Source organism: Streptosporangium sp. NPDC000239, assembly GCF_040300765.1.
In the GTDB taxonomy this organism is placed as follows: Bacteria; Actinomycetota; Actinomycetes; order Streptosporangiales; family Streptosporangiaceae; genus Streptosporangium.
In genome coordinates this window covers 150,906-171,528 of record NZ_JBEPEI010000002.1, presented here as the reverse complement: position 1 = coordinate 171,528, position 20,623 = coordinate 150,906, and the positions used below count along the sequence as shown (strand labels likewise).

22 protein-coding genes are annotated in these 20,623 nt (G+C 70.8%); 17 read left to right on the top strand and 5 right to left on the bottom strand.

The features are described from left to right. Nucleotides 1-13: 13 nt before the first annotated feature. Nucleotides 14-592 carry a YqgE/AlgH family protein gene (locus tag ABT340_RS06315; protein ID WP_352009618.1) on the top strand — a complete coding sequence of 193 codons (579 nt, stop codon included), beginning with the start codon at nt 14-16 and terminating at the stop codon, nt 590-592. Here ABT340_RS06315 and ABT340_RS06310 read toward each other — a convergent pair. Beyond that, complete coding sequence (locus ABT340_RS06310) at nt 553-1,236, bottom strand: TetR family transcriptional regulator (protein ID WP_352009617.1); 684 nt, start codon at nt 1,234-1,236, stop codon at nt 553-555. The two genes, ABT340_RS06315 and ABT340_RS06310, sit on opposite strands and share 40 nt — an antisense overlap. A gap of 162 nt (nt 1,237-1,398) precedes the next feature. Between ABT340_RS06310 and ABT340_RS06305 the strand changes: the two genes are divergently transcribed. The 7 genes from ABT340_RS06305 to ABT340_RS06275 all read left to right on the top strand — a co-directional run bounded on the left by ABT340_RS06305 (nt 1,399) and on the right by ABT340_RS06275 (nt 9,859). Further along, nucleotides 1,399-2,991, top strand: a complete 1,593-nt coding sequence (locus ABT340_RS06305; protein WP_502992436.1) for an MFS transporter — start codon at nt 1,399-1,401, stop codon at nt 2,989-2,991. 118 nt (nt 2,992-3,109) lie between these two features. After that, nucleotides 3,110-3,364, top strand: coding sequence for a DUF3039 domain-containing protein (locus ABT340_RS06300; protein ID WP_352009615.1), 255 nt, complete (start codon nt 3,110-3,112; stop codon nt 3,362-3,364). A 96-nt stretch (nt 3,365-3,460) separates the two neighbouring features. Then, on the top strand, nt 3,461-4,375 hold the full coding sequence (locus ABT340_RS06295) for a zinc metalloprotease (protein ID WP_352009614.1): 915 nt from the start codon (nt 3,461-3,463) through the stop codon (nt 4,373-4,375). Further along, entirely contained in the window at nt 4,372-5,796 is a 1,425-nt protein-coding gene (locus tag ABT340_RS06290; RefSeq protein ID WP_352009613.1) for an MFS transporter, read from the top strand. The genes ABT340_RS06295 and ABT340_RS06290 overlap by 4 nt, the downstream gene beginning before the upstream one ends. A 76-nt stretch (nt 5,797-5,872) precedes the next feature. Continuing rightward, the gene (locus tag ABT340_RS06285; RefSeq protein ID WP_352009612.1) at nt 5,873-7,228 is read left to right on the top strand and encodes a hypothetical protein; all 1,356 of its coding nucleotides are present in this window, start codon (nt 5,873-5,875) and stop codon (nt 7,226-7,228) included. A 472-nt stretch (nt 7,229-7,700) separates the two neighbouring features. After that, nucleotides 7,701-9,452: a DEAD/DEAH box helicase gene (locus ABT340_RS06280; protein WP_352009611.1), complete on the top strand. Its 1,752-nt coding sequence runs from the start codon at nt 7,701-7,703 to the stop codon at nt 9,450-9,452. 134 nt (nt 9,453-9,586) lie between these two features. Beyond that, on the top strand, nt 9,587-9,859 hold the full coding sequence (locus tag ABT340_RS06275; RefSeq protein WP_352009610.1) for a hypothetical protein: 273 nt from the start codon (nt 9,587-9,589) through the stop codon (nt 9,857-9,859). A 71-nt stretch (nt 9,860-9,930) separates the two neighbouring features. On the opposite strand, the gene ABT340_RS06270 is transcribed toward ABT340_RS06275, so the two are convergent. Both ABT340_RS06270 and ABT340_RS06265 read right to left on the bottom strand, forming a co-directional pair. After that, nucleotides 9,931-10,503 carry an isochorismatase family protein gene (locus ABT340_RS06270; protein WP_352009609.1) on the bottom strand — a complete coding sequence of 191 codons (573 nt, stop codon included), beginning with the start codon at nt 10,501-10,503 and terminating at the stop codon, nt 9,931-9,933. A 53-nt stretch (nt 10,504-10,556) separates the two neighbouring features. Further along, nucleotides 10,557-11,837 carry a nicotinate phosphoribosyltransferase gene (locus ABT340_RS06265; RefSeq protein WP_352010158.1) on the bottom strand — a complete coding sequence of 427 codons (1,281 nt, stop codon included), beginning with the start codon at nt 11,835-11,837 and terminating at the stop codon, nt 10,557-10,559. Between the two features lie 70 nt (nt 11,838-11,907). Between ABT340_RS06265 and clpS the strand changes: the two genes are divergently transcribed. From clpS to ABT340_RS06235, 6 genes are all read left to right on the top strand, one after another. After that, the gene (gene clpS / locus ABT340_RS06260) at nt 11,908-12,177 is read left to right on the top strand and encodes an ATP-dependent Clp protease adapter ClpS (RefSeq protein ID WP_386192970.1); all 270 of its coding nucleotides are present in this window, start codon (nt 11,908-11,910) and stop codon (nt 12,175-12,177) included. Between the two features lie 110 nt (nt 12,178-12,287). Continuing rightward, the gene (locus tag ABT340_RS06255; protein ID WP_352009607.1) at nt 12,288-12,812 is read left to right on the top strand and encodes a DUF2017 domain-containing protein; all 525 of its coding nucleotides are present in this window, start codon (nt 12,288-12,290) and stop codon (nt 12,810-12,812) included. A gap of 9 nt (nt 12,813-12,821) precedes the next feature. Continuing rightward, the gene (locus tag ABT340_RS06250) at nt 12,822-13,238 is read left to right on the top strand and encodes a M67 family metallopeptidase (RefSeq protein WP_352009606.1); all 417 of its coding nucleotides are present in this window, start codon (nt 12,822-12,824) and stop codon (nt 13,236-13,238) included. 61 nt (nt 13,239-13,299) lie between these two features. Then, the gene (locus ABT340_RS06245; protein ID WP_352009605.1) at nt 13,300-13,437 is read left to right on the top strand and encodes a hypothetical protein; all 138 of its coding nucleotides are present in this window, start codon (nt 13,300-13,302) and stop codon (nt 13,435-13,437) included. 106 nt (nt 13,438-13,543) lie between these two features. Next, complete coding sequence (locus tag ABT340_RS06240; RefSeq protein WP_352009604.1) at nt 13,544-13,822, top strand: MoaD/ThiS family protein; 279 nt, start codon at nt 13,544-13,546, stop codon at nt 13,820-13,822. Between the two features lie 83 nt (nt 13,823-13,905). Further along, the gene (locus ABT340_RS06235; RefSeq protein WP_352009603.1) at nt 13,906-14,853 is read left to right on the top strand and encodes a PLP-dependent cysteine synthase family protein; all 948 of its coding nucleotides are present in this window, start codon (nt 13,906-13,908) and stop codon (nt 14,851-14,853) included. Between the two features lie 54 nt (nt 14,854-14,907). Here ABT340_RS06235 and ABT340_RS06230 read toward each other — a convergent pair whose 3' ends face one another. Continuing rightward, entirely contained in the window at nt 14,908-15,843 is a 936-nt protein-coding gene (locus ABT340_RS06230; protein WP_352009602.1) for a hypothetical protein, read from the bottom strand. A 151-nt stretch (nt 15,844-15,994) separates the two neighbouring features. Next, entirely contained in the window at nt 15,995-17,836 is a 1,842-nt protein-coding gene (locus tag ABT340_RS06225) for a DUF3352 domain-containing protein (RefSeq protein ID WP_352009601.1), read from the bottom strand. 240 nt (nt 17,837-18,076) lie between these two features. On the opposite strand from ABT340_RS06225, the gene ABT340_RS06220 reads away from it, so the two are divergent. The 3 genes from ABT340_RS06220 to ABT340_RS06210 all read left to right on the top strand — a co-directional run bounded on the left by ABT340_RS06220 (nt 18,077) and on the right by ABT340_RS06210 (nt 20,617). Further along, the gene (locus ABT340_RS06220) at nt 18,077-18,868 is read left to right on the top strand and encodes a thioesterase family protein (RefSeq protein WP_352009600.1); all 792 of its coding nucleotides are present in this window, start codon (nt 18,077-18,079) and stop codon (nt 18,866-18,868) included. Between the two features lie 77 nt (nt 18,869-18,945). Next, nucleotides 18,946-19,803, top strand: coding sequence for a glutamate racemase (gene murI / locus ABT340_RS06215; RefSeq protein WP_352009599.1), 858 nt, complete (start codon nt 18,946-18,948; stop codon nt 19,801-19,803). Between the two features lie 58 nt (nt 19,804-19,861). Continuing rightward, entirely contained in the window at nt 19,862-20,617 is a 756-nt protein-coding gene (locus tag ABT340_RS06210; protein WP_352009598.1) for an MBL fold metallo-hydrolase, read from the top strand. The last annotated feature ends 6 nt before the right edge of the window (nt 20,618-20,623 follow it).

The following is a 20,623-nucleotide window of genomic DNA, read 5'->3' as shown; positions in this document are numbered from 1 at the left end:
TCATGATGGAGACATGGCGGAGGCGATCTACGTCGGTGGCCTGCTGGTGGCGACGCCGCGGCTCGACGACCCCAACTTCCGGCGGAGCGTGGTCCTCGTCCTGGAGCACGACCTCGACGGCGGCACGCTCGGCGTGGTGCTCAACCGGCCGAGTGACATCTCGGTGACACAGGTGCTGCCCACCTGGGACCCCATGGTGACCGGCCCGTCGGTGCTCTTCCAGGGAGGGCCGGTGCAGACCGACAGTGCCCTGGCCCTGGCCGCGGTCCCGAGCGGGCAGGAGCCCCTGGGGTGGCGGCGGTTGCACTCGGGAACCGACGCGGTCTCCAGGATCGGGACCGTCGACCTGGACGCCCCTCCGGAGATCCTCGCCGGGGAGATCGCACAGATGCGGATCTTCGCGGGTTACGCGGGGTGGTCGGCCGGGCAGCTCGAAGCCGAGATCGGCCAGGGGGCGTGGTACGTCGTGGACTCAGAACCCGGCGACACCTTCCACCACGACCCCGGATCGCTGTGGCGGGCGGTGCTCCGTCGTCAGCGCGACGAACTGGCCTACGTGGCGACCTGCCCCGACGACCCCTCGATGAACTGACCGGGCAGAACGGGGCGGGTCGGCGGTCGGTCCCAGCCGGGACGCAGTGATTCCTCGGCCATCGCGAGCACCGCGTCGAGGCGCGCGCTGATGGAGCCGGTGATGGAGACGTCGTTCACCCGGCAGTGCTCGAAGCCCGTCCTGGCCACCGAGACGAACAGCGCGACGGCGAAGTGCGTCAGCAGGTCGTCGTCGCCGACGCCCTCGCGCCTGGCGACCTCCTCGATCAGCCGCCGCTCGTTGCCCATCAGGCGGTGCATGCTCCCGGCGAGGAGGGCGGGGGTGCTCTCGATCAGCTCACGCGCCTTGAGGAACCTGGCCGTCTCGGTCGGATCGGACTCCTCTAGCATGGCGACGACCGCGCGCATGGCGTGACCGAGGGCGGTGAACGGCGGCTCCTCGGACGGGCGGGCGGCCAGTTCGGCGAGCATGACCTCCTGGCCGTCGAGAGGCAGCGAGAGGGCGACGTCCTCCTTGGTCGCGAAGTAGCGGAAGAACGTGCGAGGCGAGACGTCCGCCGCGGCCGCGATCTGGTCGACGGTCGTTGCCTCGTAGCCCTGCTCGGCGAACAGGTCAAGGGCGGCGTCGATCAACGCGAGCCTGGTCCTGTGCTTCTTGCGCTCGCGCAGGCCGTGCTGACCCATGCGTGTCACCTCTCCGAAACGTATCGTTCACAGTCTGCCATAAGTCATGGGCTGCCTCTTCAAAGGATTTGTCACTTGTCAGCGACTGTCATAAATTACCGGGTGTTGACGCCTCAATCGACATAAGCGGGGCGAAGCGAACTCACGAGGGGACCCCTTCCCATGGCACAAGCCAAGACGGTGGCCGCACCACCACCGTCGGACCTGGGCACGACGCGACAGGGCCACCCATGGCTCACACTTCTGTCCGTGTCGCTCGGCGTGATCATGGTGATGCTGGACGGCACCGTCGTCTCCATCGCCAACCCGGTGATCGCCCAGGACCTCAAGGCATCTCTGTCCGACCTGCAGTGGGTGACCAGCGGTTACCTGCTCGCGCTCGCCGTGTTCCTGATCACCGCGGGGAAGCTCGGTGACCTGTTCGGACACAAGCGAATTTTCCTGATCGGCGTCGCGGGCTTCGCGCTCAGCTCGCTCGCGATCGGCCTCAGCTCCTCGGTCGGCATGCTGATCGGGCTGCGCGTGCTCCAGGGCCTGTTCGGCGCGCTGCTGCAGCCCGCCGCCCTCGCGCTGCTGCGGGTCGCCTTCCCCGGCGAGCGGCTGAAGACGGCGATGGGTGCCTGGGGCGGCATCATCGGCCTGTCCAGCGCCGCGGGCCCGATCGTCGGCGGCCTGCTGGTCGAGAACGTCAGCTGGCAGTCGGTCTTCTTCATCAACGTCCCCGTGGGCATCGCCGCCCTGGCCATGGGCCTGTGGGTGCTGACCGAGAGCCGGGCGCGGACCCTGTCCAGGGTCGACTGGCTGGGCGTCCTGCTGTTGTCGGTCGCGATGTTCTCCCTGGTCTGGGCGATCATCCAGGCTCCCACCTGGGGCTGGGGCGACGCGCGCACGATCGGCTTCCTGGCCGCGGCCGTGGTGGTCGGCGGGGTGTTCCTGTGGTGGCAGACCCGCTCGTCGGAGCCGCTCCTGCCGCTCAGCCTCTTCGCCAACGCCTCGGTCTCCATCGGCACCGGCCTGATGATGCTGGTCGCGTTCTCCATGTTCGGCGCGATGTTCTTCCTCACGTTCTTCTTCCAGGGCGTGCACGGCCTCTCGCCCCTGGAGTCGGGTCTGCGGATGCTGCCGATGAGCGCGGGCATGATCGTCGCCTCACCGCTGGCCGCCGTGCTCATCGGCAGGTTCGGCACCAAGATCACGATCACGGGCGGCATGCTGATCACCGGGCTGGCGATGTTCCTGCTGTCCCGGCTCAGCCTCGACGCGGCGTTCATCGACAGCGGCATCCCGTTCGCCCTGCTCGCCTTCGGCCTCTCGCCGGTCTTCGTCGGCGCGACCGAGATCATCGTCGGCAACGCCCCGGAGGACCTCAGCGGCGTCGCGGGCGGAGTCCAGCAGTCGGCCATGCAGGTGGGCGGAGCGCTCGGCACCGCCATCCTCGGTGCGATCGTCTCGGCCAGGGTCGCCGGCGTCTACCAGGACCACTGGGCGCAGGCCAAGCTCCCCGCACTGCCTCCGCAGCAGGTGGACGGGCTGCAGGAACTCGCCACCTTCGGCGGGGCGCCGACCGCCCAGATGATGCCGGGCGTGCCCGAGCCGCTCGTGCAGGCCATCGGCAAGGTCTCCCACCTGTCCTTCCTGGACGGCATGCACCTGGGTTTCACCGTCAGCACGGGCGTCGCGGTGCTGGCCGCCGTGCTCGCGCTGTTCGTCAAGGCGGGCCGCAAGAGCGAGGACGCCCCCATCCACATGGGGTGATCCCTGCGACGGCTCCCGCCCTTGCCGGCGGGAGCCGTACCCGTCCCTGGCGGGGTCGGTGGAGAAACGGTGTGCGCCGGATCCGGGATCGCGGCCCCGCGGGCATAAAATCGTCAGGGTGAGCACGAAAATTCTCCCTGAGAGCGACATCCGTCCCGACCTCTCGTTCGGTGACGGCGACCACGAGCGGTTCGCCCACTACGTCGAGAAAGACAAGATCATGGAGAGCGCGTTCACCGGCACCCCGGTGCGCGCGATCTGTGGCAAGGTCTGGGTGCCGAACCGGGACCCGCAGAAGTTCCCGGTCTGCCCCGAGTGCAAGGAGATCTACGAAGGACTCCCGAAGGGCGAGGACGACAGCGGCAAGGAATGAGTGTTGCTGACGGGTGATCGCCGCCGATGAGGCTACGGTCGGGATGTCACCGCCTGGCGGTTGACGGCCAGCGAACGTGACATCTCGGGGGAGTGCATGGCTCGGCGTGCGATCGCCGTCGTCTCGGCGTGCCTGTTCACCGTGGGCGCCCTGCCCGGACTCCCCGCCACGGCGGCCGCCGTGAGCGGACGAGGCTGTACGGCGGGCGCGCGGGGAGCGCTCCCCGGCAGGGGCTCAGAACCGTACGCCCCACGGCCCGCGCAGGTCGCCGAGATGCTCGCCGACCTCGCGCTGCGCCGGTCGCGGGCGCGACGCGTCCCGACGGCCACCATCACCGTCCCCACCTGGGCGCACGTCGTCACCGAGGGTGTCCTCGGGGCGCAGGACGACGCGGTGCGCGCGCAGATCGCCGCCCTCAACTCCGCCTACGGAGGCCGCTACGGCGGCGTGGACACCGGGGTCCGCTTCCGGCTCGACGGGATCACCAGGACAGAGAACACGGCCTGGTTCCGCGGTCCGCTCACCTACGAACGGCCGCTCAAGCAGATGCGCCGGGGTGGCCCGGAGACCCTCAACCTTTACATCGCCCAGCTCGGCCAGCTCGTGCTCGGCTACTCGACCTACCCCCACTGGTACCGCAACGAGCCCCAGCTCGACGGTGTGGTCGTCGACTGGCGGACGCTGCCCGGCGGGTCGCTGCGGAACTTCGACCGGGGGTTCACCGCCGTCCACGAGATCGGCCACTGGCTGGGCCTGCTGCACACCTTCGAGAACGGCTGCGAGTCGCCCGGAGACGCGGTCGACGACACCCCGCCGGAGGCTCAGCCGACCGAGGGCTGCCCGGCGGCCAAGGACACCTGCAAGGGTGGCGGTTCCGACCCGATCCACAACTTCATGGACTACGCCCAGGATCGCTGTATGTCCGAGTTCACCACCGGACAAGCGGGCAGAATGCATGAAATATGGGCCCTTTACCGCAGTCGGGAGGCGGCCACTACCCTTAACGGGTGACAGTACCGAAGACCCTCTACGCTCCATACCAGTCCCCCCGGATCTTCGGTCCGGAATACCGCACGGCCTCCCTCGGGATCCTGCTCGTCGTCACCCTGATCGCCTTCGAAGGCATGTCCGTCGGTGCCGTGATGCCCGCGGTGTCCGAGGACCTCGACGCGCTCGACCTGTACGGCATGAGCTTCTCGGCCTTCCTCATCGCGGGCCTTTTCGCCAACGTCGTCGCCGGGCTCTGGTCCGACCGCAGAGGGCACGCCTGGCCCTTCCTGCTCGGGGTCGGCCTGTTCGTGACCGGCATGGCGATGGCGGGCGCCGCCGGGTCGAAGGAGTTGTTCATCGCGGCACGGGCCGTGCAGGGCCTCGGCGGCGGGGCGGTCATCGTGGCGGTCTACGTGATGATCGCGCGGGTGTACGTGCCCGAGGCCAGACCCAAGGTCTTCGCCGCCCTGTCGGCCGCCTGGGTGCTGCCCGCGCTGGTCGGCCCCGGCCTCGGCGGGCTCGTCGCCGCGACGCTCGGCTGGCGCTGGGTCTTCTACGGCATCGTGCCGCTGGTGATCCCCGCCCTGCTGATGCTCCTGCCCGCGCTGCGCCCGCGTGGGGCCGAAACCGAACCAGGTGCCGGGCCGGACACGGAAGCGGGGGTCGCTCCGGCGCCCTCCGGGGAGCGGTCGAGGCCGCTGGCGATGACCCTGGCGGCCTCGGCGACCGCCGCGGGCGCCGGAGCGCTCCTGTACGGCGTCGACCTCCTGCACCTGAACCCGGGGGTCGGCTGGTCCGCCACCCTGGCCGGTCTGGCGCTGCTGGCCGCGGGCCTGCCCAGGCTGCTGCCGCGCCGGGCGCTCATGTTCGGCCGGGGCCTGTCGACCACGGTGATGATGCGCGGTGTGCTCTCCGCCTCCTTCTTCGGGATCAACTCCTTCATCCCGCTGCTGCTCACCCAGGTGCGCGGCTTCTCGGTGATCGAGGGCGGAGTGGCGCTCACCATCGGCGCGCTCGGCTGGACGACCGGCTCCTACCTGCAGTCCAGGCGCGAGTTCGACCGCCCCCGCCTGGTACGGCTCGGCGCGGCCTCGGTCACCTCCGGTGTCCTGCTCACCCTGCTCGCGCTGGTGCCCGGGGTGACCGGCTGGATCACCGTGCCCGCCTGGGTGCTCGCCGGGTTCGGCATGGGCATCGCCATGACCAGCGTCAACGTCACCGCCATGCGCCAGTCTCCCGACGCCGAGCAGGGCGCGAACTCCGCCGCCCTCCAGGTCGTCGACACCCTCGGCAGCGCCCTGACGATCGGCTTCGGCGGAGTGCTGATCAACGTGATCGGCCACGACGACATCGCCACCGGCTACACCACGATCGCCGTCCTGATGGCGGCGGTCGGGCTGCTGGGGGTGGCCGTCGCGGGCCGCATGCGGGAAGCCGCCTGAGCCGGTCGTTTTCCCGCTGACGACGATCATCTATAGCCGGACCGGGTAAGGACGGGCATGGTAGGACGGTAGAACCGTGACCACCGGGAAGGCAGGCGTCGTGGACGAACGACCTCGCCAGGCGTGGCCGCCGGAGCGCCCCGAGGGGGAGGACGCCTCCGGCGCGTCCCGCGTGCCACAGGACACGCCGCGTCGCACGCGTCGTGGAAGCGCTCCCTACGCGGCCCAGGAGACCCGGGCTCACGCCGCCCCCACCTTTGAGCCCCCCGCCGAGCCGCACGAGCCCGACGTCTCACAGAAGGCACGCGACGGCCGGGACGAGGGCCACCTGGTGTGGTCACCGGTGGCGGAGACGGGCGGAACGCCGGGGGAGTCCGGGGCGCCGGGGGCGCCGAGGACGCCGGGGACGCCGGGGACATGGCCACCGGACAGGCGTCCGCGTCCCGCCCAGCACCGGGCCTCGCTCTGGGACCGGGACGAGGCGGAGCCCCCAGAGGCGCCGAGACCGGCCGAGACCCCGGAGACGGCGGACAGCGAGACGGTGCCCACGCCGGTGCTCGTGCCGGTCGACGGCGGACGTGGCGGCTGGGTGTCCGAGGAGACCGACGACGGAGACCTGCGGGGATGGACCTCGGAGGAGTTCCGGGGGCGGACCGCCGGGCCCTGGGCGTTCTGGAGGCGTGGACGTGCCCGGCGCCTGGGCAGGGCACGGCGGGAGGGGGAGGGGATCTGGCCGGAGGAGTCGGTCTGGGAGACCCACCGGCCCTGGCCGCTCAACGACGACGACTCCCCCCAGGACGAGCTGCCGCCCTCGGCCCGCTGGTACGGCTCACCCGTGGCGCCTCCCCCCAGCAGGGCGGGGCGGCTGCGGCGCCTGCTCCTCGGGACGGTGGCGGCGGCGGCCGGTCTCGCGGTCGGCTTCGCCGTCGCCGTGCTGCTCCCCCCGCTGCTGCTGTGGCAGGCCCCCTCGGACGCCCAGGCCGCCACCAGGCCCGCCGTGGTGAGCGACCCCGTCACGGGTGTGACGTACCCGTTGCCCGCGGGCTGGCGGGTCGGCGCGGTGCCGCCGGTCACCGGGTTCACCTCCATCGCGGGCGGCGACGGCGCGGTGACGGTCATGACCGGGCCCGCCGAGCCGGGAGACGACCCCGCCAAGACCGCGGCCGGTCTGGCCGACCTGTACGGCAGGCTGCTGCTCCATGGCGACGAGGTCAAGGTCGTCGACGACCGGGCGGTCACCGTGAACGGGCGGACCGGACGGAGCCGTTCCCTGCGCGCGGAGTACCACGACGTCGTCAACCGGCCCGCCTACCTCAGGCTGGTCCTGCTCACCGGGAAGGGCGGCGAACCGGTCGTCGTGGTCGGTGTCGCCCAGCCCGACGATCCCGCCCTGCGCGGTGCGATCGACAAGGTGATCTCCGGGCTCCGTTAGCCCCTACTCCGGCCCGCAAGGGCCCCCCACGGGCCTCGGGTGTTCCCCCGGGGTCCCAGGGGAGGCGTCAGGGCGTGACGGCGGGTGGGGGAACGGGCGTCGGCGCCGGTGAGGGCCTGGTGGCGGGCGGCGGGCGGCGGCCGTGGGGCGGGCCGTACCCGGATGGGAGGGGCCTAGGACCTGTTTTGTGGATCTTCGCCGTGGCGAGGATCGTCCAGGTGGATGCCCCGCAAGGCGGAGGAGGAGCTCATAACGGAGTTATGGGCGACAGATTCTCCCCGGGCCCCCACGGCAAACGCGGAGCCTGCGGAGCGTTTTCGTGGGGTGGGGCGACAACGCGGCGGGGGCCGCCTGGACGACCGCAGTAGGCGGAAAGATCCACAAAACAGGGCCTAGCACGCGGGGGCGTTATCGGCGAGGATCTCGCCCGATCGGCACGCCTGACGGTTGCGGCGATTACTCTGATGACACTGTGAGCACCTTCGCCGCCTCCCACCTGTCCCCCTCGTTTCCGGACCGTGCCGCCTGGGGCACCGCGCCGAAGCTGCGCGCGTGGCAGCAGGAGGCGCTTGACCTGTACCTCAGGCGTGAGCCGCGCGACTTCCTCGCGGTCGCCACGCCCGGCGCGGGCAAGACGACCTTCGCGCTGCGCATCGCCAGTGAGCTGCTGTCGCGCGGGCTCATCCGGGCTGTGACGATCGTCACACCCACCGAGCATCTCAAGCAACAGTGGGCCGACGCCGCCTCCAGGGTCGGCATCGCCATCGACCCGGAGTTCAAGAACAGCCAGGGCGCGACCTCACGCGACTACGTCGGGGTCGCCGTCACCTACGCCCAGATCTCGATGCACCCGGCGCTGCACCGCGCCAGGACCGAGGCGCGCAAGACCCTGGTCATCTTCGACGAGATCCACCACGCGGGTGACGCGAAGTCCTGGGGCGACGGGGTGCGCGAGGCGTTCGAGCCCGCGACCCGGCGCCTGGCCCTGACGGGCACGCCGTTCAGGTCCGACGTCAACCCGATCCCGTTCGTCACCTACGCCGAGGACGGCGAGGGCGTACGGCGCAGCGTCTCCGACTACTCATACGGCTACGGGCCGGCCCTGGCCGACGGCGTCGTCCGGCCGGTGATCTTCCTTGCCTACGCGGGGGAGATGCGCTGGCGGACCCGCGCGGGCGACGAGATCGCCGCGACGCTGGGCACGCCGCTCACCAAGGACCAGCTCGGCCAGGCCTGGAAGGCCGCCCTCGACCCCAAGGGCGACTGGATCCGGCAGGTGCTGCACGCCGCCGACCGGCGGCTGACCGAGGTGCGCAGAGGCGTCCCCGACGCCGGAGGCCTGGTCATCGCCACCGACCACGAGACGGCCCGCGCCTACGCCAGGCACATCCGCACGATCACCGGGGAGGGCGCCACGGTCGTGCTCTCCGACGACCCCGACGCGTCCAAGAAGATCAAGCAGTTCTCGGCCTCACAGGACCGCTGGCTGGTCGCGGTCCGGATGGTCTCCGAAGGCGTCGACATCCCGCGCCTGGCGGTCGGGGTCTACGCCACGAGCACCTCGACCCCGCTGTTCTTCGCCCAGGCCGTCGGCCGTTTCGTGCGGGCGCGCAAGCGCGGGGAGACGGCCTCGGTCTTCCTGCCCTCGGTGCCGACCCTGATGGGCCTGGCCGGGGAGATGGAGGCCGAGCGCGACCACGTGCTCGACCGCAAGCCGCCGGAGGACGGCCTGGACGACTTCCTGCTCGACGACGCCCAGCGCAAGAAGGACAACCCCGACGTCGTCGGTGACGAGCTGCCCTTCGAGACGCTTGAGGCGGTCGCCACCTTCGACCGGGTCCTGTTCGACGGAGGCGAGTTCGGCACCGGCGCGGAGCCGGGCTCCCCCGAGGAGGAGGACTTCATCGGACTGCCCGGCCTGCTGGAGCCCGACCAGGTGCGCACGCTGCTGAGCAAACGGCAGTCCGACCAGCTGAAGGCCAAGCGCGCCGCCCCCGAGCCCAAGGAGACGCAGGTCGCCCCGCACGAGCTCATCGCCAACCTGCGCCGCGAGCTCAACACCCTGGTCGGGGCCTGGAACCACCGCACCGGCCAGCCCCACGGCGTCATCCACGCCGAGCTGCGCCGGGCCTGCGGCGGCCCGGCTATCGCCCAGGCGACCGCCGAACAGGTCCAAGAGCGGATCGACAAGATCCGCCAGTGGGCCGTCCAGCGCTCGCGCTGACCGGCGCCCGGCAGGGCCCGGACGCCCTCCGCGGCACTTTCCGTGACGCCTTCCGCGACGTCTCCTTTGATGTCTCCCGTGCCGTTTTCCGTGCCGTTTTCCGTGCGGGCCGCGCAGGCTCAGGGGACGCCTCCGTGGGCGTCGGGGACGCCGAGGGGCGGGGCGTGGCCGAGGAGACGGCAGCGGGCTGTTCGAGCGGGATCGTCGGCCTGGTCAGCGTGGGACCGCTGATCCAGAACGTGGTCGCCTCAAGGCCGACCAGCGCGAAAGCGCCTCCGACCCGGGCCGAGCCGCGGCCCCGCATCACCAGCCACAGGCCGAGCGGAGCCAGGACCAGCCACGAGATGCCGAGCAGGAGCATGTGGGATCACCACCGGAGGTCATGGGATACGACTCTCCGTAACTAGCTCCTGCCGTGCCGGGCGGCGGCGGCCTTTGACCTTTGATGACCCGCCTGTGGCCGCATACGGGAGGCCGGTCAGGAACGGAGCACCGGCTCGCCGGTGAGAACGGCCCCCGCGGCCCTGAGCTGGTCGAGTGCCGCCTCGGTCGTCCCCCTGGCGACCCCCGCCGTCAGGTCCAGCAGCACCCGTACGGCCAGCCCCTCGCGGACCGCGTCCAGGGCGGTGGCGCGCACACAGTGGTCGGTGGCGATGCCCACGACGTCGACCGTGTCCACCCGGCGGGCCGCCAGCCACTCGGCCAGGCTCGTGCCGTCCGGGGCGCTGCCCTCGAAACCGCTGTAGGCGGCGGCGTCGGCGCCCTTGCTGAAGACCTCCTCGACCCCGGCGGTGTCGAAGGCGGGGTGGAACAGCGCGCCGTGGCTCCCGGCCACGCAGTGGGCGGGCCAGGAGTCCACGTAGTCGGGGGAGGCGGAGAAGTGGTCGCCGGGATCGACGTGGAAGTCACGGGTGGCCACGACGTGGTCGTAGCCGTGCGAGGCGGCGTGCCTGGAGATGGCGGCGGCGACCTCGGCGCCACCGCCGACCGCGAGACTGCCCCCCTCGCAGAAGTCGTTCTGGACGTCGACGACGATCAGCGCTGTTGCCATGGGGTCAGTCAAACACGTCCGAGGCCGTGTCCGGCAGCCGGGTTCACCCGTCCTCACTCGTCGAAGACGGTGGGGACGGCCTCGTAGCCCCTGGCCAGCTGACGGGCCGTGGCGGGCAGTTCGGCGACGGCCAGCCGGTGCCGCTCACGGGCGGCCTCCAGCGGCTCGGCGCCCACGATCTCCCCGCCGCGTACCAGCTCCACCTGGAGCGGGCGGCTGCCGGCGGGTCGCTCGCCGGAGACGGTGACCAGCTCGGCGTCGGCCGTACCCGACTCGTCCAGCCTTCTGAAGGCGTGCTTGCGACCGCCCCGGCTCGGCTTGCCCACCGACCGCTTGGCCACCGGGCGCATCACCCCCTCCTCGTCCTGCCTGGCGACGAGCTTGTAGACCAGCGCCGCGGTCGGCGCCCCGGAACCGGTGACCAGCGAGGTGCCGACGCCGTAGCCGTCGACGGGGGCGGCGGCGAGCGCGGCGATGGTGTACTCGTCCAGGTCACTGGTGACGATGATCCGGGTCTTGTGGGCGCCCAGCTCGTCGAGCTGGGCGCGGACCGCGTAGGCGACCTCGGCCAGGTCACCGGAGTCGAGCCTGACCGCCCCCAGGTCGGGTCCCGCGAGCTCGACGCCGGTCCGTACGGCCTCCGCCACGTCGTAGGTGTCGACCAGCAGCGTGGTCCCGGCGCCGAGGGAGTCGATCTGGGCCCGGAAGGCCGCCTTCTCCGAGTCGTGGAGCAACGTGAAGGCGTGGGCGGCCGTCCCGGCGGTCGGCACGCCGTACAGGTGGCCCGCCATCAGGTTGGAGGAGGAGGCGAACCCGCACAGGTAGGCGGTCCGCGCGGCGGCCACGGCGGCCATCTCGTGGGTGCGCCGCGAACCCATCTCGATGATCGGCCTCGGCCCGGCGGCGTGGACCATGCGGGAGGCCGCGGCCGCGATGGCGCAGTCGTGGTTGAGGATGGACAGGACCACGGTCTCCAGCAGCACGGCCTCGGCGAAGGTGCCCTCGACGGTCAGGATGGGGGAGCCGGGGAAGTAGCAGTCTCCCTCGCGGTAGCCGTACACGTCGCCGGAGAAGCGGTAGCCGGACAGGAACTCCAGCGTGGGCTCGTCGACCACCCGGTTCTCCCGCAGGAAGGCCAGTTCACGCTCGCCGAACCGGAAGTCGCGCAGCGCGTCGAGCAGGCGCCCGGTGCCCGCCACCACCCCGTAGCGCCGTCCCTCGGGCAGATGCCTGGCGAACACCTCGAACGTCGCCCGCCGGGAGGCGACCCCGTCGCGCAACGCCGCCTGCAGCATCGTCAGCTCGTAGTGGTCGGTCAGCAGCGCGCTGCTCATGCTCGTACTCACGAGTCGAAGACTAAGCCCGAGGTAGGGCAGACTGGGGTACGTGGGTAGCACTGCTCCAATGGAGGTCGAGCGTCCGTCGATCGACGTGCGGCCCGATCGGCCGTGGTTGACGATCGTCTGGAACGACCCGGTCAACCTGATGTCATATGTCACCTATGTCTTCCAATCCGTCTTCGGATACTCGAAGGAGAAGGCGGAGAAACTGATGCTGGACGTGCATCACAAGGGCAGGGCCGTGGTGTCGAGCGGCACGCGCGAGGAGATGGAACGCGACGTGCAGATCATGCACTCCTACGGGCTGTGGGCCACGCTGCAGCAGGACTCGTGAGTGCGGCCCGCCCGACGCGGCGGTGACATCAGACGGTGACATCAGAAGGTGACATCAGAGGGCGCCGTGGCGTGTGAGGCGTGCGGACGAACGAAAGTGGTGAGCGAACGGTGAGTTCGGGATTCAGCCGTGGCCGTGAGGGCGGCGTCGTCACGAACTTCGACGACGCCGAGGTCTCCATCCTGAGATCGCTGGCCTCCCACACGCTGGACCTGGTCGAACCGGGTGAGACGGGGGACGACCCGCTGGAGCGCGCGCTGGGCATCGGGCCCGCGGAGAAGCCCGACGACCCGGTGCTCGCCAGGCTCTTCCCCTCCGCCTACGAGGACGCCGAACAGTCGGCCGACTTCCGCCGCTACACCGAGACCACCCTGCGCGAGGGCAAGCGGGCCGACGCGCAGACCATGCTCGACGGCCTGGAGACCGGTCACGCCGAGCTCACCCTGGAGCAGGCGCGGGCCTGGATGCGCGCCCTGAACGACGTCCGGCTGGTCCTCGGCACCCGGCTTGAGGTGACCGAGGAGGCCCACAACGAGCTGGCCGGGATGAGCGAGGACGACCCCCGCTATCCGGTCCTCGTCCTGTACGACTGGCTGACCTACCTCCAGGAGACCCTGGTTCACGCCCTTTGGTAACTTCCAGGCATGCTCACCATCTCCCGGGAACTGGTTGACAGGATCATCGCGCACGCACGGGCCGACCACCCGGACGAGGCCTGCGGCGTGATCGCCGGACCGATCGGCTCCGACTCCCCGCAGCGGTTCGTCGCGATGGTCAACGCCGAACGGTCGCCGACCTTCTACCGCTTCGACTCGCTGGAGCAGCTGCGCGTCTGGCGCGAGATGGACGACCTCGACGAGGAGCCGGTGGTCATCTACCACTCCCACACCTCGACGGAGGCCTACCCCTCACGCACCGACATCAGCTACGCCTCGGAGCCCAACGCCCACTACGTGCTGGTCTCCACCCGCGAGGAACTGGGCGAGGAGGTCGAGTTCCGGTCCTACCGCATCCTCGACGGCGTGGTGACCGAGGAAGAGGTCAAGATCGTCCCAGCGTGACGGCCGTCTCGGGGGTGACACGGCAATGGGGGAGGAAAACCCGTTGGGTAGACTGGCGGTCATGATGACCGCCGACCCGAGCCAGGAGGACGTCGTGCTCTCACGTCCCGATGCGTGGGCCGGGAACGCGGGCCTCGCGCCCGTGCAGAACTTCCTGTTCGCGCACACCCCCTCCGTCGTCGTCTACGACTGTCGCTGATGACAGCTCCGGACCTCACTCCGGAATCCCCCCGTGCCCACCGGTGTTCCGAACCGGTGGACGCCTCCCCGACGACAGCACGACGACACAAGGAGACTGACCCGCGATGGCCATCGAGGTTCGCATTCCCACCATCCTGCGCACCTTCACCGAGGGTGCCAAGGCTGTCGACGCCAAGGGCGCGACGCTGGAGGAGCTGATCGGCGACCTGGACTCCCGGCACCCCGGGCTGAAGGACCGTCTGGTCGACAAGGGCGCGCTGCGCCGTTTCGTGAACGTCTACCTCAACGACGAGGACGTCCGCTTCCTGGGCGGCCTGGAGACCCCCGTCGCCGACGGCGACACGGTCACCGTCCTTCCGGCCGTGGCCGGCGGCTCCCGCTAGCGAGACATATGGGCCACCACCGGTTCGGTGGTGGCCCACGCCGATGTTTCTGGTTTGTTAACACGAGGCGGAAGCCCTACACCATGCGCTTTGACTCACTGATCGACTCGGTAGGTCGTACCCCCCTGGTCGGCCTGCCCCGACTCTCCCCCTCACAGGACGTGCGGATCTGGGCCAAGCTCGAAGACCGCAACCCGACGGGCTCGATCAAGGACCGCCCGGCGCTGTGGATGATCGAGCAGGCCGAGAAGGACGGGCTGCTGCGGCCCGGCTGCACGATCCTCGAACCCACCAGCGGCAACACGGGCATCTCACTGGCGATGTCCGCCCGGCTCAAGGGCTACCGGCTGATCTGCGTGATGCCGGAGAACACCTCGGAGGAGCGCCGTCAGCTGCTGCGGATGTGGGGAGCGGAGATCGTCTCCTCCCCGGCGGCCGGTGGCTCGAACGAGGCCGTACGGGTCGCCAAGGGCATGGCGGCGGAGAACCCCGACTGGGTGATGCTCTACCAGTACGGAAACCCGGCCAACTGGCGTTCGCACTACGAGACGACGGGGCCGGAGATCCTGGAGGACCTGCCGTCCGTCACCCACTTCGTCGCGGGCCTGGGCACGACCGGCACCCTGATGGGCGTCGGCCGCTTCCTGCGTGAGCGCGTCCCCGGCGTGCGGATCGTGGCCGCCGAGCCGCGCTACGGCGAGCTGGTGTACGGCCTGCGCAACGTGGACGAGGGCTTCATCCCCGAGCTCTACGACCCCGACGTCCTGACCACCCGTTTCTCCGTCTCCTCGGGAGACGCGCTGCGGCGGACCAGGGAGCTGCTGTCCACCGAGGGCATCTTCGCGGGTGTCTCGACCGGTGCCGCCCTGCACGGGGCGCTCGGCATGGCGGCCAAGGCCCTCAAGGAGGGCGAGCGCGCCGACATCGTGTTCGTGGTGGCCGACGGCGGCTGGAAGTACCTGTCGACCGGCGCCTACGAGGGCACCCTGGACGAGGCCGAGGAACGCCTCGAAGGCCAGCTCTGGGCCTGATTTCTCCCCGTGGCCCCCGGGAGGCCGTGAGAAGGCCTTCCGGGATGGGGGTCCCTAGCGGGCGTAGGGCGAGGCCGCCTTTGTGAGCTCGCGGACGGTGTCGTCGGCGTCCGCCTGGAGCAGGCCGTTGTTCACCATGGGGGCGCAGTCCGGCATGACGTCGACGATCGCGGCGGGGCCGTCCGGATAGCGGAAGCGCAGCTGGAAGGGCCGCCCGCGCAGGCCCGGGATCCGGTGGCAGGTGTTGTCGCCGGGCCGGGTCCCAAGGGAGTTCAGGGCCCTGGCCAGGGCCTCGGCGGTCTCGGCGTCGTGCTCCCGCCGTACGGGGGGAGCGTCCGGCCTGTGGGGCCGTCCGCAGGCCAGGACCGAGACGGCTCCCTCGGGCACCATCTGTTCGTTCTGTCCCCTGCGGCCGGTCGGCCGGCCCTGGCAGGGGTCGGCGGGCCGTACGGGGCGCCAGGTGCCGCTCTCGTAGGCGGCGGTGATCTCCGGCCCGATGTAGGAGGGGCTGCCGACGGCGCCGTTGGTGGTCGTCACACAGGAGTTGACCTCCTCGGCGCTGCCCAGCCACAGGACCTTCCCGTCGTCGTAGACGAAACGGACGAGGTAGTTGGTCATCGGGCCGCCCATCAGCGTGCAGGGCCCCAAGGGCGTTTTCCCGGCGGCGGGAAGGTAGTCCAGGTCGCGGGCCATCGCCACGGCTCCTTCCGTCAGGGACCTGGACCCGGCCAGCCGCGTGCCGCCGGGGTGGGTGTTGTCCCCGGGGTAGGCGCAGATCAGCGCCGAGACCGGATCGCCGGGCACGAGGGACCCGCCGGCCCCGGCGACGCCGGAGGGTCCGGGCACCCAGCCGCCGGGGGCGTCGCCGCCCCACCGCTGCGGGCACGGCGGCGGGGCCGCAGGAGGCCCGGCGGCCGACCGCGAGGCCAGTACGGCGGTTGCGCACACGGCGACGGCCAGGACGATCACGATCACGGGCAGGGACTTCACGACGATGACACGTCGGAGACGGGGGATCGGTTCACCGGCTTCGCGGGTTCGCGTCGAGGGGTGCGGGGCCGTGGTCCACGGCGGGGAGAAACGCGAAAGGGCGGGCGTCCCGGGTGGGACGCCCGCCCTCAGACGGTGGGTTCGGGAAGGGTCAGTTGAACACCAGCCGCATGGAGAAGGTCGAGTCGCTGCCCGACTGGGTTCCGCTGATGCCCACGGCCTTCAGGACCTGAAGGCTGGCCCGCTCCTCGCCCTGGAGGTTCTGCAGGTAGAGGTGCTCCAGCTTGTCGAGGTCGACATAGGCGGCGAAGGTCGCCTTCTCGGCGTCGGGGACCGCCAGCCTGAAGCCCTCGTCGTCGCCGAGGGCGCCGTCCTTGGCCAGTTCGGCGGCGTACTCGGGGGAGCTGGCCAGCACGAAGCTGCCGTCGCCGGGGGCCTTGGCCAGTTGCGGGGTCGTGGTGCCGGAGTCGGCGAGGGCCTTCTCGATCTTGGCGACGATCTCCTGGGCCTTGGCCGGGTCGGTGATGACGCGGGCGCCGAACTTCGGCTGGTTGGCGTCCAGGCCCCTGGAGTCCAGGGCCAGGGTCAGGTTCTTGCCGAGCAGCGTGGACAGGTCGGCGGGCAGGGCGAGGCCGTACTGCTGCTGGGCCTGGTCGGCGAACCGCTGAAGACCGGCGCCCGTCTGGTCGGCGGACTTCAGGATCTGGGCCCACTGCTTGCCGACGACGTCACCGAGACCGGAGATGGACAGGGCGGCGGCGGTCGAGGCGGGAAGCGTGCTGATCCTGGAGGTCTCGGGCTGGCCCATGTCCAGGTTCTGCGCGCCACGGGTGACGCCGGCCAGTTCGACGTAGTCGCCGTCGAAGCGCAGCGCGCCGGCGACCCTGAGGTTCTTGACCTGCGCGAGCGCCTCGGGGTTGCGGGTGGCCACCTCGGGTGCGAAGTCGGCGATCTTCCCGGCGTGGAGCCAGAAGGACAGGACACCGGTCTCGCCCAGGGCGTTCAGGTCGTCGGAGAAGGCGGTGTTGTCGGACAGCGGCGCGACCCTGACGGCCTGGTCGGCCTGGTCCTGGGTCTGGGCGAGCAGCGCGTAGTCCTCGCGGAAGGCGACGCCGTACTTCGCGCCGCCCATCAGCTTGGAGAGCCCGGCCTTCGCCTTGTCCTGGTCGGAGACCTGCACGGCCACGACCACGCCCGGCTCCGCGCCCGCCTTGGTCGGGGAGAGCACGGCGACGCCGATGCGGCTGCCGAGCCAGGGCTCGACGTCGGTGGCGTAGTTGATCTTGTCCAGGCCGCCGTCCTCCTTGATCAGGTCGAACAGCGCCTTGCGCGGGTCGTCCCCGGTGAAGGAGGAGCGGGTGACGTCGAACTTCCTGGCGATGCTGAACAGCGCCAGTTTCTGGTTGGCGGCCGGGTCGAGGTCCAGGCGCACGTAGCCGATCGCGTCACCGGGCAGCACGTCGTGGGGCTGGGTGCCGCCGCCGCTCAGCAGGCTGACCGCGAAGGCGCCGCCACCGCCGACGAGGGCGACGACCAGCGCGGCGATCAACCCGATCAGCCAGCCTCTGCCCTTCTTGGCGGGCCGGGCGGTCGGCTGCCCGGGGCCGAGGAAGTCCGGGTTCTGCTGCCAGGTGGGCTGCTGGCCGTAGCCGGGCTGCTGGCCGTAGTTCTGCGGATAACCCGGCTGGGCCTGCTGGCCGTACCCCGCCTGCTGGCCGTACGCCTGCTGACCGTGGCCGGGTTGCTGGCCGTAGCCAGGTTGCTGGCCGTGGCCGGGCTGCTGGCCATAACCGGGCTGCTGGCCATAACCGGGTTGCTGGCCGTACGCCTGTTGCTGGCCGTAGACCTGCTGGTCCTGGTGCTGCTGGCCGTAGCCGGGCTGCTGGTAACCGCCGTCCTGGGGGTAGCCCTGAGATTGTGGCCGGTAGGCGATCGTCCTGTCAGGTTCCTGGCCCGGGTAGGGCGGCTGGCCGGGGGGGTTGTTGGCAGACATGCTCACTCACAATGTGGACTTCTCTCGGATACCGAGAAGTTAGTGCACATCGGTAGCAACCCGCTTGCATTGAACTAACCACGCGATTGCTCCATCCAACGCGCCCGCACGCCGGAGATCGCTGATCTTCCCGGGAAACACCCCGTCTTCTTCCAAAAGGTGACATATGCCAAGGGGAGCCAGGAATACCGGTCAAACCCGATAGAGTGACCCTTCCAGAATATAGTTCGGGGAGCGTGGATGACGAAGTTCGATGAGGCGACGCGGGCGGTCCGGGTGGACGAGACCACCTACGACGTGCACCTGGACCCCGGATACGCCGTCGGAGGACCGCTCAATGGGGGCTACCTGCTGGCCGTACTGCTGCGCGCCGTCGTGGACGCCTCCCCGCACGAGCACCCCGTGACCACCAGCGCGCAGTTCCTGCGCGTCGCCCCGCCCGGCCCCGCCAGGGTGCGGCTCGAACCGCTCAAGTCGGGCAGGACCGTCACGATGACCAGGGCGACCCTCCTGCAGGACGACGTCCCGCTGATCGAGACCCTCGTCACGACCGCCACCCTGAACGACGTCGCCCCCGACTGGAGCGACGGTCCCTCGGCGACCATGCCCCCCATCGAGGAGTGCTTCAGGCCGCCCGTCCCCGATCCCGGCTCGGGCATGACGCTCAACGAGCGGATGGAACTGGCCTTCGACCCGCCGACCGCAGGCTGGCTCGACGGCAGGCCCACCGGGCGTCCCGAGGCCCGTGCCTACTTCCGGCTGGCCGAGGGGAGGGAACCCGACCCCTACGTGCTGGCGATGGCCGTCGACTGCCTGCCGCCGGTGGTCTTCTCCGCGGGCGCTCGCGGCTGGGCGCCGACCGTGGACCTCACCTGGCACCTGCGCGCCCTGCCCGCCCCCGGCTGGCTCACCCTGCTCGGCAGCGGACGGCTGATCGGTGACGGCTGGTTCGACGAGGAGGTCGAGGTCTGGGACTCGGCCGGACGTCTCGTCGCCCAGTCGCGGCAGCTCGCCAGGGTGGGGCGCGGCTGATCTTTTCGCGATGATTGATCGTGTTGTGAGGATTCTTACCGTGAGCGGTCGTCCCAGGTCGCCTAACCTTGGGAACCGTGTCGCAAGCAAGCATTGGAATCTTCGACAGCGGGGTCGGCGGCCTGACGGTGGCCAGGGCGATCATCGACCAGCTGCCGAGCGAGTCACTCCTCTACGTGGCGGACACCGCACGCCAGCCGTACGGGCCGAAGAGCATCGCGCAGGTGCGGGCCTACGCCCTTGAGGTGATGGACCACCTCGTCGAGCACGACGTCAAGATGCTGGTGATCGCGTGCAACAGCGCGAGCGCGGCGGTGCTGCGGGACGCCCGCGAGCGTTACGACGTGCCGGTCGTCGAGGTCATCCAGCCCGCGACGCGCCGGGCCGTACAGGCGACCAGGAACGGCAGGGTCGGGGTGATCGGGACCAGGGCCACGATCGAGTCGATGGCCTACCAGGACGCCTTCGCCGCCGCCCCGGACGTCAGGCTGACCGGGGTGGCCGCGCCCCGCCTGGTGGAGTTCGTCGAACGGGGGGAGACGACGAGCGAGGAGGTCATCGAGGCCATCCGGGAGTATCTCGAACCCGTGCTGCACGACGGCTGCGACACCTTGATCCTGGGCTGCACCCACTATCCGCTGCTCACCGGCCCCATCTCCTACGTCGCGGGCAACGGCGTCACGCTGGTCTCCAGTGCGGACGAGACGGCCAAGGACGTCTACCGCGTCCTGCACGACCGTGGCATGGCCGCGACCGGCGGCCCCGCCGCGCACAGGTTCACCACCACCGGGGACACCGACCTGTTCGCCAGGCTCGGCCAGCGTTTCCTCGGCCCCGAGATCCAGGCGGTCGAACTCGCGACGGTCGGTGACGGCGCCGGGGACGGCGGGCCCGTCAGGGGAAACGGCCAGCGGGTCCACCGGATGACCCGCTGAGGTGGGAGCCCCCGGTGGCACGCGACGTAACGTGACAGACAGCGAGTAGGAGGCCGCCGTGAAACTGACGATCATCGGATGCTCCGGGAGCTTCCCGGGCCCTGACAGCCCCGCCTCCTGCTACCTGCTGGAGGCCGAGGGGTTCCGCATGCTGCTGGACTTCGGCAACGGCTCACTCGGCGCGCTCCAGCGGCACATCGGCCTCTACGACGTGGACGCGATCTGCCTGTCCCACCTGCACGCCGACCACTGCCTCGACATCTGCTCCTACCACGTGGTGCGCACATACTCCCCGCACGGCCCGCTGCCCCGCGTGCCGGTCCACGCCCCCGCGGACGCACCCCGCCGCCTGGCCGCCGCCTACGGCATGCCCGCCGAGCCGGGCCTGGAGACGGCCTTCGACTTCGTACGGCTGTCGCCCGGCGTCTTCCGGGTCGGTCCCTTCGAGGTGACGGCCGCCAGGGTGAACCACCCGGTCGAGACCTACGGCTTCCGCGTCTCCCACGGCGGCCGTTCCGTGGCCTACTCCGCGGACACCGGGGAGTCGGCCGAACTGGTCAAACTCGCCTCGGGGGTGGACGTGTTCCTGTGCGAGGCCTCCTTCGTCGAGGGCCCTGACCTGCCCGCCGACCTGCACCTGACCGGGCGCCAGGCCGCCGAACACGCGGCGGCGGCGGGCGCGGGCACCCTGGTGCTGACCCACCTGGTCCCCTGGAACGCCACCGAACGGGTTCTCGACGAGGCGTCGCGGGGCGGGTTCGCCGGCCGGATCGAACTGGCCCGCAGCGGTGCCCACTACGACCTGGAGGCGTGAAAGGCC

Bases quoted from the DNA above. Each gene is read 5' to 3' on its own strand.
- ABT340_RS06315 (WP_352009618.1), top strand. From the start codon at position 14: ATGGCGGAGGCGATCTACGTCGGTGGCCTGCTGGTGGCGACGCCGCGG.
- ABT340_RS06310 (WP_352009617.1), bottom strand. From the start codon at position 1,236: ATGGGTCAGCACGGCCTGCGCGAGCGCAAGAAGCACAGGACCAGGCTC.
- ABT340_RS06305 (WP_502992436.1), top strand. From the start codon at position 1,399: ATGGCACAAGCCAAGACGGTGGCCGCACCACCACCGTCGGACCTGGGC.
- ABT340_RS06295 (WP_352009614.1), top strand. From the start codon at position 3,461: ATGGCTCGGCGTGCGATCGCCGTCGTCTCGGCGTGCCTGTTCACCGTG.
- ABT340_RS06270 (WP_352009609.1), bottom strand. From the start codon at position 10,503: ATGGCAACAGCGCTGATCGTCGTCGACGTCCAGAACGACTTCTGCGAG.
- ABT340_RS06265 (WP_352010158.1), bottom strand. From the start codon at position 11,837: ATGAGCAGCGCGCTGCTGACCGACCACTACGAGCTGACGATGCTGCAG.
- clpS (WP_386192970.1), top strand. From the start codon at position 11,908: ATGGAGGTCGAGCGTCCGTCGATCGACGTGCGGCCCGATCGGCCGTGG.
- ABT340_RS06250 (WP_352009606.1), top strand. From the start codon at position 12,822: ATGCTCACCATCTCCCGGGAACTGGTTGACAGGATCATCGCGCACGCA.
- ABT340_RS06245 (WP_352009605.1), top strand. From the start codon at position 13,300: ATGATGACCGCCGACCCGAGCCAGGAGGACGTCGTGCTCTCACGTCCC.
- ABT340_RS06240 (WP_352009604.1), top strand. From the start codon at position 13,544: ATGGCCATCGAGGTTCGCATTCCCACCATCCTGCGCACCTTCACCGAG.
- ABT340_RS06235 (WP_352009603.1), top strand. From the start codon at position 13,906: ATGCGCTTTGACTCACTGATCGACTCGGTAGGTCGTACCCCCCTGGTC.
- ABT340_RS06225 (WP_352009601.1), bottom strand. From the start codon at position 17,836: ATGTCTGCCAACAACCCCCCCGGCCAGCCGCCCTACCCGGGCCAGGAA.
- ABT340_RS06220 (WP_352009600.1), top strand. From the start codon at position 18,077: ATGACGAAGTTCGATGAGGCGACGCGGGCGGTCCGGGTGGACGAGACC.